Genomic DNA, 14,513 nt, shown 5'->3' on the forward strand with positions numbered 1-14,513 from the left:
ATGGACGCGCCGCTGATCGCCCTGGTGGCCGGCGAGGCTTCCGGCGATATTCTCGGCGCCGGCCTGATCGAGGCCTTGCGGGCGCGTTACCCGGATGCCCGTTTCTTCGGTGTTGGCGGCGAACGCATGATCGCCGCTGGTTTTGAAACCCTGTTTCCGATGGAAAAACTGTCGGTGATGGGCATCACCGAGGTTCTTGCGCACCTGCCGGAACTGTTCCGTCTGCGCCGTCAGTTGGTGGACGCCTTGCTGGAAAAGCGCCCGGCGGTGGTGATCACCATCGATTCCCCGGATTTTACCCTGGGTGTGGCCAAACGCGCCCACGCCGCCGGTCTGCGCACCGTTCATTACGTCAGCCCGTCGGTGTGGGCCTGGCGGCAGGGGCGGGTCAAGGGGATCCGCCGGGACGTGGACCTGATGTTGACGCTGTTCCCGTTCGAGGCGCTGTTCTATGAGGAGCATGGTGTGCCGGTGGCTTTCGTCGGCCACCCGCTGGCGGACATGATCGAACTGGATGTGGACACCGCCGCCGCCCGCGATGAGCTGGGCCTGGCCAGGGACAGCCAGTGGCTGGCGGTGCTGCCGGGCAGTCGCGGCGGAGAGGTATCGCAACTGATGCCGCCGTTCCTCGACGCCATGGTGCGCCTGCAACGGGACAATCCGGCGCTGCGTTTTGTTATTCCCGCCGCCAACCGGGCCCGCCGCGAGCAGATCGAACTGGCGCTGGGGGCGGCACCGGCGTTGCCAGTGACGGTGGTGGATGGGCACAGCCGCACGGTGATGGCGGCCGCTGATGTGGTGCTGATGGCTTCCGGCACCGCCACCCTGGAAGGCTTGCTGCTGAAAAAACCCATGGTGGTGGGCTACCGGGTGGGCGCGGTGACCTATGCCATCGTTTCACGGCTGGTGAAGAGCGAGTTCGTTGCCTTGCCCAATCTGCTCTGCCGGAAAGCCATGGTGCCGGAGCTGATTCAGGATCAGTTGAGCGGCGAGGCGGCGGCGCGGGAAGTGAATCGCTGGTTGCATGAACCGCGGCGGGTGGCCGCGTTGCGGGAGGATTTCACCCGGGTGCATGAGGCCTTGCGTGGCGGCGCCAGCGTCAAGGCCGCCGAGGCCGTCGCCGGCCTGTTGGAGAGGCCGCGATGAATCATCCCTTTCCTGAGTATGATCTGAACGAACCGTTCGTGCCCAGCGCCTTTGCCTGGCAACCGGGCATGGTGTTGGCCGGCGTTGACGAGGTGGGCCGTGGTCCGCTGGTGGGGGCGGTGGTGACCGCCGCGGTGGTGCTGGACCCGGCAAGGCCCATAGAAGGGCTGGCGGATTCCAAGAAACTCACCGCCAAACGCCGCGAGCGGTTGGCGGAATTGATTCGCGAACGGGCCCGAGGCTGGGCCCTGGGCCGCGCCGAGGCGGCGGAAGTGGATCAATTGAACATCTATCACGCCACTCACCTGGCCATGGTCCGGGCGGTGGAGGCGCTGCCCATTGACGTGGAAGCGGTGTTGGTGGACGGTAACCGGACCCCGTCCTTCGCTTGCCCGGCGGAAGCGGTGGTGAAAGGGGACGGCCGGGTGCCGGCAATCGCGGCCGCGTCGATTCTCGCCAAAGTGGCGCGGGACGCGGAAATGGTGGCGTTGCACCAGCGGCATCCCGATTACGGCTTCGATCGCCACAAGGGCTATCCCACCGCGGTGCACCTGGAAGCGCTGCGCCGGCTCGGTCCCTTGCCCGAACATCGCCGTTCCTTCGGCCCGGTAGCGGCCCTGATCGAATCGAACTGACCCGCCGCAGCCGTGGCGGGAATCAAGGAGCTTTTTTCGTGAGCGAACCTCGTTTCGTCCATTTGCGATTGCATACCGACTACTCCCTGGTGGATGGGGTGGTGCGGGTGAAAGAACTGGTCAAGACTTGCGCTGCCCAGGGCATGCCGGCGGTGGCGGTCACCGATGAGAATAACCTGTTCGCACTGATCAAGTTCTACTCCAATGCCCAGAATGCCGGCATCAAACCGGTGATGGGCGCCGACCTCTGGGTGCAGGCGGACGATCCCGAAGACGAGCCCAGCTATATCACCTGTCTGGTGCAGAACGAACAGGGCTACCGCAATCTGACCCTGTTGATCAGCCGCGCCTGGCAGACCAATCAGGTGCGTGAACGGGCACTGATCCGGCGCGAGTGGCTGCTGGAACTCAACGAGGGGCTGATCGTGCTGTCCGGCGCCCGTTTTGGTGACGTGGGCAAATTACTGCTGGCGGAGAAGACCGATCTGGCGCGGGAGCGGGCCTCGGAATACAAAACCGTGTTTGGCGACCGTTACTACCTGGAAGTGCAACGCACCCAGCGCCCCGGTGACGAGGACTGCCTGCACGCCAGCGTGGCGTTGGCGGCGGAGCTGGACATCCCGGTGGTGGCCAGCAATGACGTGCGTTTCCTCAAGCGCGAGGATTTTGAAGCCCACGAGGCGCGGGTCTGCATTCATGACGGCAACACCCTGGATGATCCGCGCCGGCCACGAAAATATTCCGAAGAGCAGTACCTGAAAAGCGCGGAGGAAATGGCGGAGCTGTTTTCCGATCTGCCGGAGGCGCTGCAAAACAGCGTCGAGATTGCCCGCCGCTGTACCCTCGACATTCGCCTGGGCAAGAACTTCCTGCCGGATTTCCCGGTGCCGGAAGGCATGACCATCGAACAGTATTTCGAGAAAGTGTCCCGGGACGGGCTCGAGGAGCGGCTGGCCAAGATTCTCGATTCGCAGGCGCCGGACTACGCCGAGCGCCGCAAGGTCTACGACGACCGCCTCAAGTTCGAGCTGGACATCATTAATCAGATGGGCTTCCCCGGTTACTTCCTGATCGTGGCGGACTTTATCCAGTGGGGTAAGGAACATCAGGTGCCGGTGGGACCCGGGCGGGGCTCCGGCGCCGGCTCCCTGGTGGCCTACGCACTGAAGATCACCGACCTCGACCCGATCGCCTACGACCTGCTGTTCGAGCGGTTCCTCAATCCGGAACGGGTATCCATGCCCGACTTCGACGTCGATTTCTGCATGGAAAAACGCGACCGTGTGATCAATTACGTGGCCGACAAATACGGCCGTGACGCGGTCAGCCAGATCATCACCTTCGGCACCATGGCGGCGAAGGCGGTGGTGCGGGACGTGGCGCGCGTGCAGGGCAAGCCCTACGGCATGGCCGACCGGCTCTCGAAGATGATTCCCGGCACTCCGGGGATGACCCTGTCCAAGGCACTGGAGCAGGAAGAGACGCTGCGGGATTTCCTCGAGGACGACGGCAACCCGGACAAGGAAGCGGTCAATGAAATCATGGAGATGGCCTTCAAACTGGAGGGCCTGACCCGGAACGTGGGCAAACACGCCGGCGGCGTGGTGATCGCGCCGGGCAAACTCACCGATTTCGCGCCGTTGCACTGCGACGAGCACGGTGAAAACCTGGTCACCCAGTACGACAAGGACGACGTCGAGCAAGCCGGGCTAGTGAAGTTCGACTTCCTCGGCCTGAAAACCCTGACCATCATCGACTGGGCGATGAAGGCGGTGAACGTGCGCCGCCAGAGGGAAGGGGAAGGGCCGCTGGAGATCGAGCGGATCCCCCTGGACGACGCGCCCAGTTTCGATCTGCTCAAGCGCGGAGACACCACCGCCGTGTTCCAGCTTGAAAGTCAGGGCATGAAGGAGCTGATCAAGAAGCTCAAGCCCGACGTGTTCGAGGACATCATCGCCCTGGTGGCGCTGTATCGCCCTGGTCCACTGGAATCCGGCATGGTGGACAACTTCATCAACCGGAAGCATGGCCGTGAGCCGCTGGCCTACCCGGATCCGCAATACCAGCATGAATGGCTGGAACCGATCCTCAAGCCCACCTACGGGGTGATCCTCTACCAGGAGCAGGTGATGCAGATCGCCCAGGTCCTGGCCGGCTATACCCTTGGTGGCGCGGATATGTTGCGCCGTGCCATGGGTAAGAAAAAGCCGGAGGAGATGGCCAAGCAACGGGCGATCTTCGAAAGCGGCGCGAAAGAGAAGGGCGTGGATCCGGATCTGGCGATGAAGATCTTCGACCTGGTGGAGAAGTTCGCCGGTTACGGCTTCAACAAATCCCACTCCGCCGCTTATGCCCTGGTGGCGTATCAGACTGCCTGGCTCAAGGCCCATTACCCGGCGGAGTTCATGGCGGCGGTGATCTCCGCCGATATGCAGAACACCGACAAGGTGGTGACCTTCATTGATGAATGTCACTCCATGGGCCTCAAGGTGCTGCCGCCGGACGTCAATTCCTGTGGCTATCGTTTCACCGTCAACCCCGATGGCGACATCGTCTACGGGTTGGGGGCGATCAAGGGGCTCGGCGAAGGCCCCATCGACGCCATCGTCAGTGCCCGCGGCGACAGCGATGGATTCGACGATCTGTTCGACTTCTGCCGCCGTATCGACCTGAAGAAGATCAATCGCCGCTCCCTGGAAGCCCTGGTGCGTGCCGGAGCGCTGGACAAGCTCGGGCCGAACCGTCATTTCCGTGATCGCGCCACGCTGCTGGCGACCCTGCCGGATGCCATCGCCGCGGCGGAACAGGATGCCCGCAACGAAGAAGCCGGCATGATGGATTTGTTTGGCTCCATGCAGACCGCCGAAACACCGGTGGTGGAATGGAGGCCGGCCCGCGAGTGGAATGACGAACTGCGTCTCAACGGCGAGCGCGATACCCTGGGCCTGTTTCTGACCGGTCACCCCATCGACCAGTTCGAGCACGAGGTGCGGCAATTCGTCAGCGCCCGCTTCAATGCCCTGCAACCCACCGCCAAGGGCGAGGCCGCCACCGTGGCCGGACTGGTGGTGGCACTGCGCATTACCCGCAGCAAGCGCAGCGGCGAGCGCATGGCCTTCGTCACCCTCGACGACAAGACCGGACGGCTGGAAGTATCGGTGTTCGGCAAGACCTTTGCCCAGTTCGGCGAACGTATACAGAAGGATATCCTGCTGGTGGTGCGCGGCGGGGTCCGCAACGACGATTACTCTGGCGGTTTCAACCTGGTGGCCGACGAGGTCATGGACATGCGCCAGGCCCGTGAGGTGTTCGCCCGCCGCTTGTGCGTGTCGGTACCGGTGGAGCAGCAACTGCCGGACACCCTGGACCGGCTGCTGGCGCCTTACCGGGGCGGGGCGATCCCGGTGACGCTGCGGCTCGCTCACAAGGAAGCGGATGTGGCCATGTCGCTTGGCGACGAGTGGAAAATCAGCCCCCACGAAGCCCTGGTGGATGAACTGCGCAACCGCTTTGGCGAGACGTCGGTGCAGCTGGAATACTGACGGCTCGACGCCGGACCACCGGACGCGCAAAAGCCGGCGAGCAGGCTTGGAGTGGCGTCCGGTAACAACTTGCAACTTTACGCCCAGCCGGGTATCTCGACGCTGTCATTGTATTGCGGCTACACTTGAGCGCACTGTGACAAGGGGTAGCACATGAATCCGAATTTCCTCGAATTTGAACAACCTATTGCGGAACTGGAAGCCAAAATCGAGGAACTGCGACTCGTAGGCACCGGCAGTGAGGTCAGTATCTCCGACGAGATCGCCAAGCTGCAGGAGAAGGGGATCGCGCTTACCGAGAATATCTTCAGCAAGCTGACCTCCTGGCAGATCTCGCAGCTTTCCCGGCATCCCAAGCGTCCCTACACGCTGGATTACGTCAAGCGCATTTTCGGCGACTTTGACGAACTGCATGGCGATCGCAGCTTTGCTGATGATCCGGCCATCGTTGGCGGCATCACCCGGCTGGACGACCGGCCGATCATGGTGATCGGCCACCAGAAGGGCCGGGAAGTGAAGGAAAAGGTACGCCGTAACTTCGGCATGCCCAATCCGGAAGGCTACCGCAAGGCGTTGCGCCTGATGGAGCTGGCTGAGCGGTTCCGGATGCCGATTTTCACTTTCATTGACACCCCTGGCGCTTTCCCCGGCATCGACGCGGAAGAGCGTGGGCAATCCGAGGCGATCGCCCGTAACCTGCGGGTGATGTCCCAATTGAAAGTTCCGATCATCGCCACCGTGATCGGCGAAGGCGGCTCTGGCGGCGCGCTGGCCCTGGGCGTCTGCGACCACTTGCAGATGCTCCAGTACAGCACCTATTCGACCATTTCCCCGGAAGGTTGCGCCTCGATCCTCTGGCGCAGCGCCGAAAAGGCGCCGGAAGCGGCGGAAGCGATGGGCCTGACCGCCAATCGCCTGCACGAACTGGGTATCGTCGATGAAGTGGTGCAGGAGCCGCTGGGTGGTGCCCACCGCGACTACGACCAGGCCGCCGACGCCGTGCGCCGCTCCCTGACCGCCGCGCTCAACAGCCTCGACGCTTTGGAGCAGCCGGAACTGATTCAGCGTCGCTACGAGCGCCTGATGAGCTACGGCAACTTCGTCAGCGACCCCGTGGATGAGTGATGTCCGACGCCGCCGTCCCCCGCGTGTCGGCGGCCCAGGCCCCGCCCGGGCCTCTGCTGCTGGCGTTCAGCGGCGGCCTTGATTCCTCCCTGTTGCTGCACCTGCTGGTGGAGGCCGGTCTCGGTCGCCGCCTGCGGGCACTGCACGTCAATCACCAATTGCAGGCACGGTCAGAGGACTGGGCGGCATTCTGCCGGACCCGGGCCGAGGCACTGGGCGTGCCGTTCGAGGAAATCCGGGTCAGTGTGCCCGCCGACGTGAACCTGGAAGCCGGCGCCCGCGCCGCCCGCTACCAGGCGCTGACCGAACGGGCCGCCGGCGCCACCGTGATCACCGCCCACCATCGCGATGACCAGGCCGAGACCGTGCTGCTGAACCTGCTGCGTGGCGCCGGCGTACAAGGGCTGGCGGCCATGTCCGAGTACTCCTGGCTGAATGGGTTGCCCCTGTGGCGGCCGCTACTGGCATTCGGGCGGGTGCAGCTGGAGCGCGAGGCTCGCCGCCGGGGTTTGGAGTGGGTGGAGGATCCCAGTAACGCTGATATCAGTCTGCGCCGGAACCGGCTGCGTCATGAGATCCTGCCCCGCCTGGCCGCCACCTGGCCGGGCGCCCCCGCGATCCTGGCTCGCACCGCCGGAGTGATGGCCGACGCCGCTGCCTTGCTGGACGAAAGGGCCGCCGAGGATGCGCGGGCGTTGGCGGCGGCAAGGGATCGGCTGCCCCTGGAGGGGCTGGCGGCGCTGAGCCGTGAACGCCAGGATAATGTGCTGCGTTGGTGGCTGGACCAGGCGGGGGCGCCGCCGCCGTCCCTGGCCGTCACCGGGCAGATCCACGGCCTGCTGCGGGCGCCGGCGGACCGGGAGGCCAGTGTGACGTGGGCCGGCCACACCCTGCGCCGCTATCGCGGTGATCTCTATCTGCTCCACGACCGTGACCTGCGGCCGCTCAGCGGACCTCTGGACTGGCGCCAAGGTCATGAGCCCCCGGATCCCGGCCTCTGGCGTCTGCTTCCGGGAGAAGGCGAGGTGACCCTGTGGGTACCTCCCGGTGATGTGCAACTGCGGCCTTTCGCCGGCGGTGAGCGTTTGCGCCGTCATGGGCAGCATCAGCAGGTCTCGGAGTTGTGGCGCGTGGCCGGGGTGCCGCCCTGGCGTCGCCGCCAATGGCCGTTGCTGTATCAGGAGGGTCAATTGGTGTCGGTGCCGATGATCGGCGTCGCCGATGGCGTGGACCGGCGCCGCTGCCGGCCGTGGCAGTTACGCTGGTAGACGGGCGCGGGCCACGAAGCCGTTTGCGCCCTTGCCGCCTTTTACGTTTTTACCCGTTTTCACGTTGCGACAGTGGTTCCCTGGCGGCAGCCGTTCTGTTACTATTTCGTCCCATCCTGACGTAGCCCAACTCCCTGATATTTCAGGAATACCGAGACCCGGCGGTACGTCCGTTCCAAGCCGAAACAGAACACACCTTTGCCCACTGCGGTGAGCAAAGGTATTTTTTTTGGTGTTTCGTTGGCGCTTTCTCACCTCCGGGGCTTGGGGCCTGGGGCAGGTTGTGGAAAGATCAGTGGCACGGTCGATGAATATGAAGTTGTCGGGACGGCTTGGGCACGTTCAATCCATGACTGATTCTGGTGGGTGCATGGCACGTTATATTTTTGTCACTGGCGGTGTGGTGTCTTCCCTGGGCAAGGGGATCACCTCGGCGTCCCTGGCCTCGTTGCTCGAGGCCCGTGGTCTGAAGGTCACTCTGATCAAGATGGACCCCTACATCAACGTGGACCCAGGCACCATGAGCCCCTATCAGCACGGGGAGGTGTTCGTCACCGAGGACGGCGCCGAAACCGACCTGGACCTGGGGCACTACGAGCGCTTCATCCGTACCCGGCTCAGCCGCCGCAACAGCTTTACCACCGGCCGCGTCTACCAGGACGTGCTGGACAAGGAGCGCCGCGGCGAGTACCTGGGGGCCACCGTGCAGGTGATCCCGCACATCACCGACGAAATCAAACTGAAGATCCAGGAAGGGGCCGGTGACGCCGACGTGGCCATCGTCGAGATCGGCGGCACCGCCGGCGACATCGAATCGTTGCCATTCCTGGAAGCGGTGCGGCAGATGCGTGTGGAACTGGGTTCCAGCCGTTCCTTGCTGGTGCATCTGACGCTGGTGCCGTACATCGCCACCGCTGGCGAGATCAAAACCAAGCCGACCCAGCATTCGGTGAAAGAGCTGCGTTCCATCGGCCTGCAGCCGGACATTCTGGTATGCCGTGCCGATAACCCGATTCCGCAGAGCGCCCGTGAGAAGATCGCGCTGTTCACCAATGTGGAAGCCCGCGCGGTGATCTCCTCGCCGGACTGCAAGAGCATTTACCAGGTTCCGCGTGGCATGCACGAGCAGGGGCTGGATGCCATCGTGGTGGAAAAATTCGGCCTTGATCTGCCGCAGCCGGACCTGTCCGAGTGGGACCGGGTGGTGGAGGCCCAATTGCATCCCCAGCACGAAGTCACCATCGGCATGGTGGGCAAGTACGTGGAGCTGGCGGACGCCTACAAGTCGCTCAACGAAGCGCTGATGCACGCCGGCATCGCCACCCATGCGCGCGTCAACATCCGCTATATCGACGCCGAGGACATCGAGCGTAACGGCACTGGTGAGCTGGCGTCGGTGGACGCCATTCTGGTGCCCGGCGGTTTCGGCGACCGGGGCACCGAGGGCAAGATCGCGGCGATCCGCTACGCCCGGGAAAACAAGGTGCCCTATCTGGGCATTTGCCTGGGCATGCAGTTGGCGCTGATCGAATACGCCCGCCATGTAGCCGGCCTGAAAGACGCCCATTCCACCGAACTGAGACCGGATACCCCGCAACCGGTGGTGGCGCTGATTACAGAGTGGACGCGCGAGGATGGCAGCAAGGAGCTGCGTTCGGAAACCTCCGATCTCGGTGGTACCATGCGTCTGGGTGGCCAGGAATGCGTGCTGGAAGAGGATTCCGTGGCGGCCCGGTGCTACGGCCGTTCTCATATCGTTGAACGTCACCGGCACCGCTACGAGGTCAACAACAACTATCTGCCGCAATTGGAAGGCGCCGGTCTGCGCATTGCCGGCCGCTCCCACGACGGCGAACTGGTGGAAGTGATCGAAGTGCCGGACCACCCGTGGTTCGTGGCCTGCCAGTTCCACCCGGAATTCACCTCCACGCCCCGCGACGGCCATGGTCTGTTCAAGGGATACGTGGAAGCGGCGCTGGCCCACAAGGAGAGTTAATCCGTGAGCAGCCAGATAACCATCCAGCTTGACGGTCTGCGCTTCGCCAATGACGCCCCGATGGCCTTGTTCGGCGGTATGAACGTGCTGGAATCCCGGGACCTGGCCCTGCAGGTGGCGGAGCATTACGCCCGTGTCACCGAAAAGCTGGGGATCCCCTGGGTGTTCAAGGCCAGCTTCGACAAGGCCAACCGCTCCTCCCTGCATTCCTTTCGCGGGCCGGGCATGGATGAGGGGCTGAAGATCTTCGAGGAGATCAAACGGACCTTCCAGTGCCCGGTGATCACCGATGTGCACGAGCCTTATCAGGCGGCACCGGTGGCGGAAGTGGCGGACATCATTCAATTGCCGGCGTTTCTCGCCCGGCAGACCGATCTGGTGGTGGCGATGGCAAAAACCGATGCCATCATCAACATCAAGAAGCCCCAGTTTCTGGCGCCCCAAGAGATGCGCCATATTCTGCACAAGTGCGAGGAAGCCGGTAACGACCAGCTGATCCTCTGTGAGCGGGGCTCCAGCTTCGGGTACAACAACCTGGTGGTGGACATGCTCGGCTTCGGCATCATGAAGGCCTTCGGTTATCCGGTGTTCTTCGATGTCACCCATGCCCTGCAAATGCCCGGTGCCCGCAGCGACTCCGCCGGTGGCCGCCGCGCCCAGGTGGCGGAACTGGCCCGTGCCGGTATCAGTCAGGGCATCGCCGGCCTGTTCCTGGAAGCCCATCCCGACCCGGACAACGCCAAATGTGATGGCCCCTGCGCCCTGCGTCTGGATCGCCTGGAGCCATTCCTGGCGCAGTTGCAAACCCTGGATAATACGGTCAAGGCATTCCCCGCCTTCGACAACGACTGAATTGAAATTCTGGAGTAACTCTCCCATGTCCAAGATCGTCGACATCAAGGCCCGCGAAATTCTGGATTCCCGCGGCAACCCCACTATTGAAGCCGATGTGATTCTCGAATCCGGCGCCAGCGGCAGTGCCTGCGCTCCCAGTGGTGCCTCCACCGGCTCCCGCGAAGCACTGGAACTGCGTGACGGTGACAAAGACCGCTATCTGGGCAAGGGTGTGACCCGGGCGGTGGGCAACGTCAATTCCGAGATCCGCGAACTGCTGGTGGGCCGCGATGCCGTCGCCCAACGTGAGCTGGATCAGTTGATGATCGACTCCGACGGCACCGACAATAAAGGCCGTCTCGGCGCCAACGCGATCCTGGCGGTGTCCCTGGCGACCGCCAAGGCCGCGGCGCAATTCCAGCAAAAACCGTTGTACGAATACATCTCCGATCTACAGGACGACGACAACGAGTACTCCCTGCCGGTGCCGATGATGAACATCATCAACGGTGGTGAGCACGCCGATAACAACGTCGACATTCAGGAATTCATGATCCAGCCGGTGGGCGCTCCCACCGTGGCCGAGGCCATCCGCTACGGCGCCGAGGTGTTCCACGCCCTCAAGAGCGTATTGAAAAAGCAGGGCCTGAGCACGGCGGTGGGTGACGAGGGCGGTTTCGCTCCGGACCTGCCCAGTAACGAAGCGGCCCTGGAAGCGATCATGAAGGCCATCGATCTGGCCGGTTACAAGGCCGGTGACGACATCACCCTGGCCCTGGATTGCGCCTCCAGCGAGTTCTACAAGGACGGCCAGTATGTGCTCGCCGGTGAAGGACGCAGTATGGACGCGGCCGGTTTCAGTGATTATCTGGCCGAGCTGTGTGACCGTTACCCGATCATTTCCATCGAGGACGGCATGGATGAATCCGACTGGGACGGTTGGAAGATCCTGACCCAGACCCTGGGTAGCCGGGTGCAATTGGTGGGGGACGATCTGTTCGTCACCAATACCAAGATCCTCAAGCAGGGGATTGACCAGAACGTGGCCAATTCCATCCTGATCAAGTTCAATCAGATCGGTTCCCTGTCGGAAACTCTGGACGCCATCAAGATGGCCAAGGACGCCGGTTACACCGCGGTGATTTCCCACCGCAGCGGTGAAACCGCCGACACCACCATCGCCGACCTGGCGGTGGCCACCGCCGCCGGCCAGATCAAAACCGGTTCCCTGTGCCGCTCCGACCGGGTAGCCAAATACAATCGTCTGATCCGTATCGAAGAGGAATTGGGCCGTGCCGCCTACAAAGGCCGCAAAGAGTTCAAATTCCTGTGAGGAGTGACGGGCGGCCGGCGGCCGCCCGTGATGAGGATTGCCCATGAAACTGTCCCCGGCCCGCCAGGTCATGCTCGCCGTTCTGGCTTTGCTGCTGGTGGTACTGCAGGCGCGCCTGTGGTTCGGGGAGGGCAGCCTGCGCCATGTGGCGACCCTGAAAAAGGAGGTTCAGGCGCTCTCCGAACAAAACCAGACGCTTAGCGAACGGAATCGCCTGATGGCGGCGGACGTCCGTGATCTCAAGGAAGGCAGCGATGCGGTGGAAGAGCTGGCACGCAAGGATCTGGGCATGATCCGTGATGGCGAGACCTTCTTCCTGATCCTGGAACCGGACACACCCCGTGACGACAAGCGTTAAGCCTTTTCCTTTGTACGCGGTGGTGCCCGCCGCCGGTGTCGGCGCGCGTATGGGCGCCAGCCTGCCCAAACAATATCTGACACTGGAAGGGCGCACCCTGGCGGAACATACCCTGCAGCGGCTGCTGGCGTTCGCGCCTTTGTCCGGTGTGGTGGTGGCGGTGGCCGAGGGCGACCCCTGGTGGTCAAGATTATCACTCCATGATCATCCGCGTATCCGCACCGTCACCGGTGGCGCCAGTCGCGCCGAATCGGTGCGCGCCGGGCTCCAGGCGGTGCTGGAGCAGGCGCCGGATGCCTGGGCGCTGGTGCATGACATGGCGCGCCCTTTGGTGCGTCTGTCGGATATCCAGAAGCTGATCGAGGGCGTCGGAGAGCAGGGCGGAATCCTGGCCTGCCCGGTGGTGGATACCATCAAGCGGGCGGGCCCTGGCCAATGCATCGATGCCACCGTGGATCGCAATCTGATCTGGCGGGCCCTGACCCCGCAACTGTTCCCGGCCGCGGCCCTGGCCGAGGCGCTGGCGGTGCCGGGTGACGCCATCACCGACGAAGCGTCGGCCATGGAAGCGCGTGGCTGGCGGCCCAGTCTGGTGGCCGGAAACGCCGACAACATCAAGATCACGGTACCGGAAGATCTGCCACTGGCGCGCTTTTATCTGCGCCGCCAGGGACTGGACTCCGGCCAGGAGGAGTCATCATGAGCCTGCGTATTGGTCAGGGTTTCGACGTTCACGCCTTCAGTGATGACGGCGATCACGTTGTCCTCGGCGGTATTCGCATTCCCCATGAGCGTGGCCTGAAAGCTCACTCCGACGGCGACGTGGCGCTGCACGCTCTCAGCGATGCGCTGCTCGGCGCCCTGGCGCTGGGTGACATCGGCCATTATTTTCCGGACACCGATCCGCGCTGGAAAGGCGCGGACTCCGCCGTCTTGCTGAAAGCGGTGCTCAAGGATGTCACCGGGCGAGGCTGGCGGCCGCTGAATCTGGATCTGACCATCATCTGCCAGCAGCCGAAGATCGCTCCCCATGTGCAGGCCATGCGTGAACGTATCGCCGACCTGATGGGGCTGGCGCTGGACGCGGTGTCGGTGAAAGCCACCACCACGGAACGGCTGGGCTTCACCGGACGGGGCGAAGGTATCGCGGTGCAGGCGGTGGTGTTGCTTGAACGAGACTGAGTTGAATGGCGCCATTTTGAACACCGTCGGCGCCCCGGCGCGGCCGCCGGCTCATGGCGCGCCGCTGGGGCGTGCCCTGATGCGGGAGCAGTTCGCTGACTTTCGCGTCGACGAGATCATGACAGTGACGCCGGAAGGAGAGGGCGAGCACCTCTGGCTGGAGATCGAGAAAACCGATTGGAATACCGAGGACGTGGCGTTGTGGCTGGCCCGGCAGGCCGGCATTCATCGTCTCTCGGTGGGCTACAGCGGGCTTAAGGACCGCCGGGCCATTACCCGCCAGTGGTTCAGTCTCCATCTACCCGGCAAACCGGACCCTGACCTGGACTGTCCGCCGGGGTTGAGGCTGTTGCAGGCTCGCCGCCACCGGCGCAAGTTGAATCGCGGCACCCATCGCGCCAATGCTTTCCAACTGTGTCTGCGTCAGGTCCAGGCGGATCCGGCGGCGCTGGCGGAGCGTCTGGCGCTGATCGCCCGCCTGGGCGTGCCCAACTACTTCGGTGAGCAGCGCTTTGGCCGTGACGACAGTAACTGGCAGCGCGGACTGGCGTGGCTGAGCGGGGAGGGCGAGGCACCTCGCAAACGCACCCTGCGCGGCCTGTGGCTGTCGGCGGTGCGCTCGGGGCTGTTCAATGCGGTGCTGGCGGAGCGGGTGCGTGGTGGCTGCTGGGACCGGCTGCTGGACGGCGACCTTTTGCAACCGGACGGCAGCCGTGGATTATTCGCCGCCGCCGATGAACCGGACGCCGAAACCCGCTTGAGTGCCGGGGAAGTTCATCCCACCGGGCCTTTGCCCGGCGCCGGGGGCATGGCATCATCGGGCGCTTGCCAAGTATTGGAACAGACCGTGCTGGCCCCCTGGGCCGCGGTCATCGAGGGATTGGCGGGGCAGGGCGTCGACGCGGCCCGCCGCGCCACCCGCCTGCCGGTGTCCGGCCTCGACTGGGACAGCAGGGACGATACCCTGCATTTATCTTTCCACCTGCCGGCCGGGGCCTTCGCCACCACCGTGCTGGCGGAGTTGCTGGAGACTCGCGGGCCGGAGCGGCGCTCGCGGGAAAGGCTTTGATATCAGGGGGGCGTCTGGCCCCATT

At 63.8% G+C, this 14,513-nt stretch carries 12 protein-coding genes; all 12 read left to right on the forward strand.

The annotated features are described in order from the left end of the window. Positions 1 to 1,146: a lipid-A-disaccharide synthase gene (gene lpxB / locus RYH70_RS09290; protein WP_022994543.1), complete on the forward strand. Its 1,146-nt coding sequence runs from the start codon at positions 1 to 3 to the stop codon at positions 1,144 to 1,146. Then, entirely contained in the window at positions 1,143 to 1,781 is a 639-nt protein-coding gene (gene rnhB, locus RYH70_RS09295) for a ribonuclease HII (RefSeq protein ID WP_172800735.1), read from the forward strand. Before lpxB ends, rnhB begins: the two co-directional genes overlap by 4 nt. Positions 1,782 to 1,819: 38 nt before the next feature. Next, positions 1,820 to 5,323: a DNA polymerase III subunit alpha gene (gene dnaE, locus RYH70_RS09300; RefSeq protein WP_233918125.1), complete on the forward strand. Its 3,504-nt coding sequence runs from the start codon at positions 1,820 to 1,822 to the stop codon at positions 5,321 to 5,323. A 153-nt stretch (positions 5,324 to 5,476) separates the two neighbouring features. After that, positions 5,477 to 6,448 (forward strand): acetyl-CoA carboxylase carboxyl transferase subunit alpha, encoded by a 972-nt coding sequence (gene accA / locus RYH70_RS09305; RefSeq protein ID WP_022994546.1) that lies wholly within the window; start codon positions 5,477 to 5,479, stop codon positions 6,446 to 6,448. Further along, positions 6,448 to 7,716: a tRNA lysidine(34) synthetase TilS gene (gene tilS, locus RYH70_RS09310; RefSeq protein ID WP_080530865.1), complete on the forward strand. Its 1,269-nt coding sequence runs from the start codon at positions 6,448 to 6,450 to the stop codon at positions 7,714 to 7,716. The genes accA and tilS overlap by 1 nt, the downstream gene beginning before the upstream one ends. 370 nt (positions 7,717 to 8,086) lie before the next feature. After that, on the forward strand, positions 8,087 to 9,712 hold the full coding sequence (locus RYH70_RS09315; protein WP_022994548.1) for a CTP synthase: 1,626 nt from the start codon (positions 8,087 to 8,089) through the stop codon (positions 9,710 to 9,712). A 3-nt stretch (positions 9,713 to 9,715) separates the two neighbouring features. Beyond that, complete coding sequence (kdsA, locus tag RYH70_RS09320) at positions 9,716 to 10,564, forward strand: 3-deoxy-8-phosphooctulonate synthase (RefSeq protein WP_022994549.1); 849 nt, start codon at positions 9,716 to 9,718, stop codon at positions 10,562 to 10,564. 25 nt (positions 10,565 to 10,589) lie between these two features. Continuing rightward, positions 10,590 to 11,879 (forward strand): phosphopyruvate hydratase, encoded by a 1,290-nt coding sequence (gene eno, locus RYH70_RS09325; protein WP_022994550.1) that lies wholly within the window; start codon positions 10,590 to 10,592, stop codon positions 11,877 to 11,879. A 43-nt stretch (positions 11,880 to 11,922) separates the two neighbouring features. Beyond that, positions 11,923 to 12,237 carry an FtsB family cell division protein gene (locus RYH70_RS09330; RefSeq protein ID WP_026949951.1) on the forward strand — a complete coding sequence of 105 codons (315 nt, stop codon included), beginning with the start codon at positions 11,923 to 11,925 and terminating at the stop codon, positions 12,235 to 12,237. Next, positions 12,221 to 12,940, forward strand: coding sequence for a 2-C-methyl-D-erythritol 4-phosphate cytidylyltransferase (gene ispD / locus RYH70_RS09335; protein WP_317010107.1), 720 nt, complete (start codon positions 12,221 to 12,223; stop codon positions 12,938 to 12,940). Before RYH70_RS09330 ends, ispD begins: the two co-directional genes overlap by 17 nt. Continuing rightward, positions 12,937 to 13,419, forward strand: coding sequence for a 2-C-methyl-D-erythritol 2,4-cyclodiphosphate synthase (gene ispF, locus RYH70_RS09340; protein ID WP_022994553.1), 483 nt, complete (start codon positions 12,937 to 12,939; stop codon positions 13,417 to 13,419). The genes ispD and ispF overlap by 4 nt, the downstream gene beginning before the upstream one ends. Beyond that, a complete protein-coding gene (truD, locus tag RYH70_RS09345) occupies positions 13,406 to 14,488 on the forward strand; it encodes a tRNA pseudouridine(13) synthase TruD (RefSeq protein WP_244168523.1) in 1,083 nt (360 codons plus the stop codon). The genes ispF and truD overlap by 14 nt, the downstream gene beginning before the upstream one ends. Positions 14,489 to 14,513 lie beyond the last annotated feature (25 nt).

It is taken from the genome of Alloalcanivorax xenomutans, assembly GCF_032810065.1.
Lineage (GTDB): Bacteria > Pseudomonadota > Gammaproteobacteria > Pseudomonadales > Alcanivoracaceae > Alloalcanivorax > Alloalcanivorax xenomutans.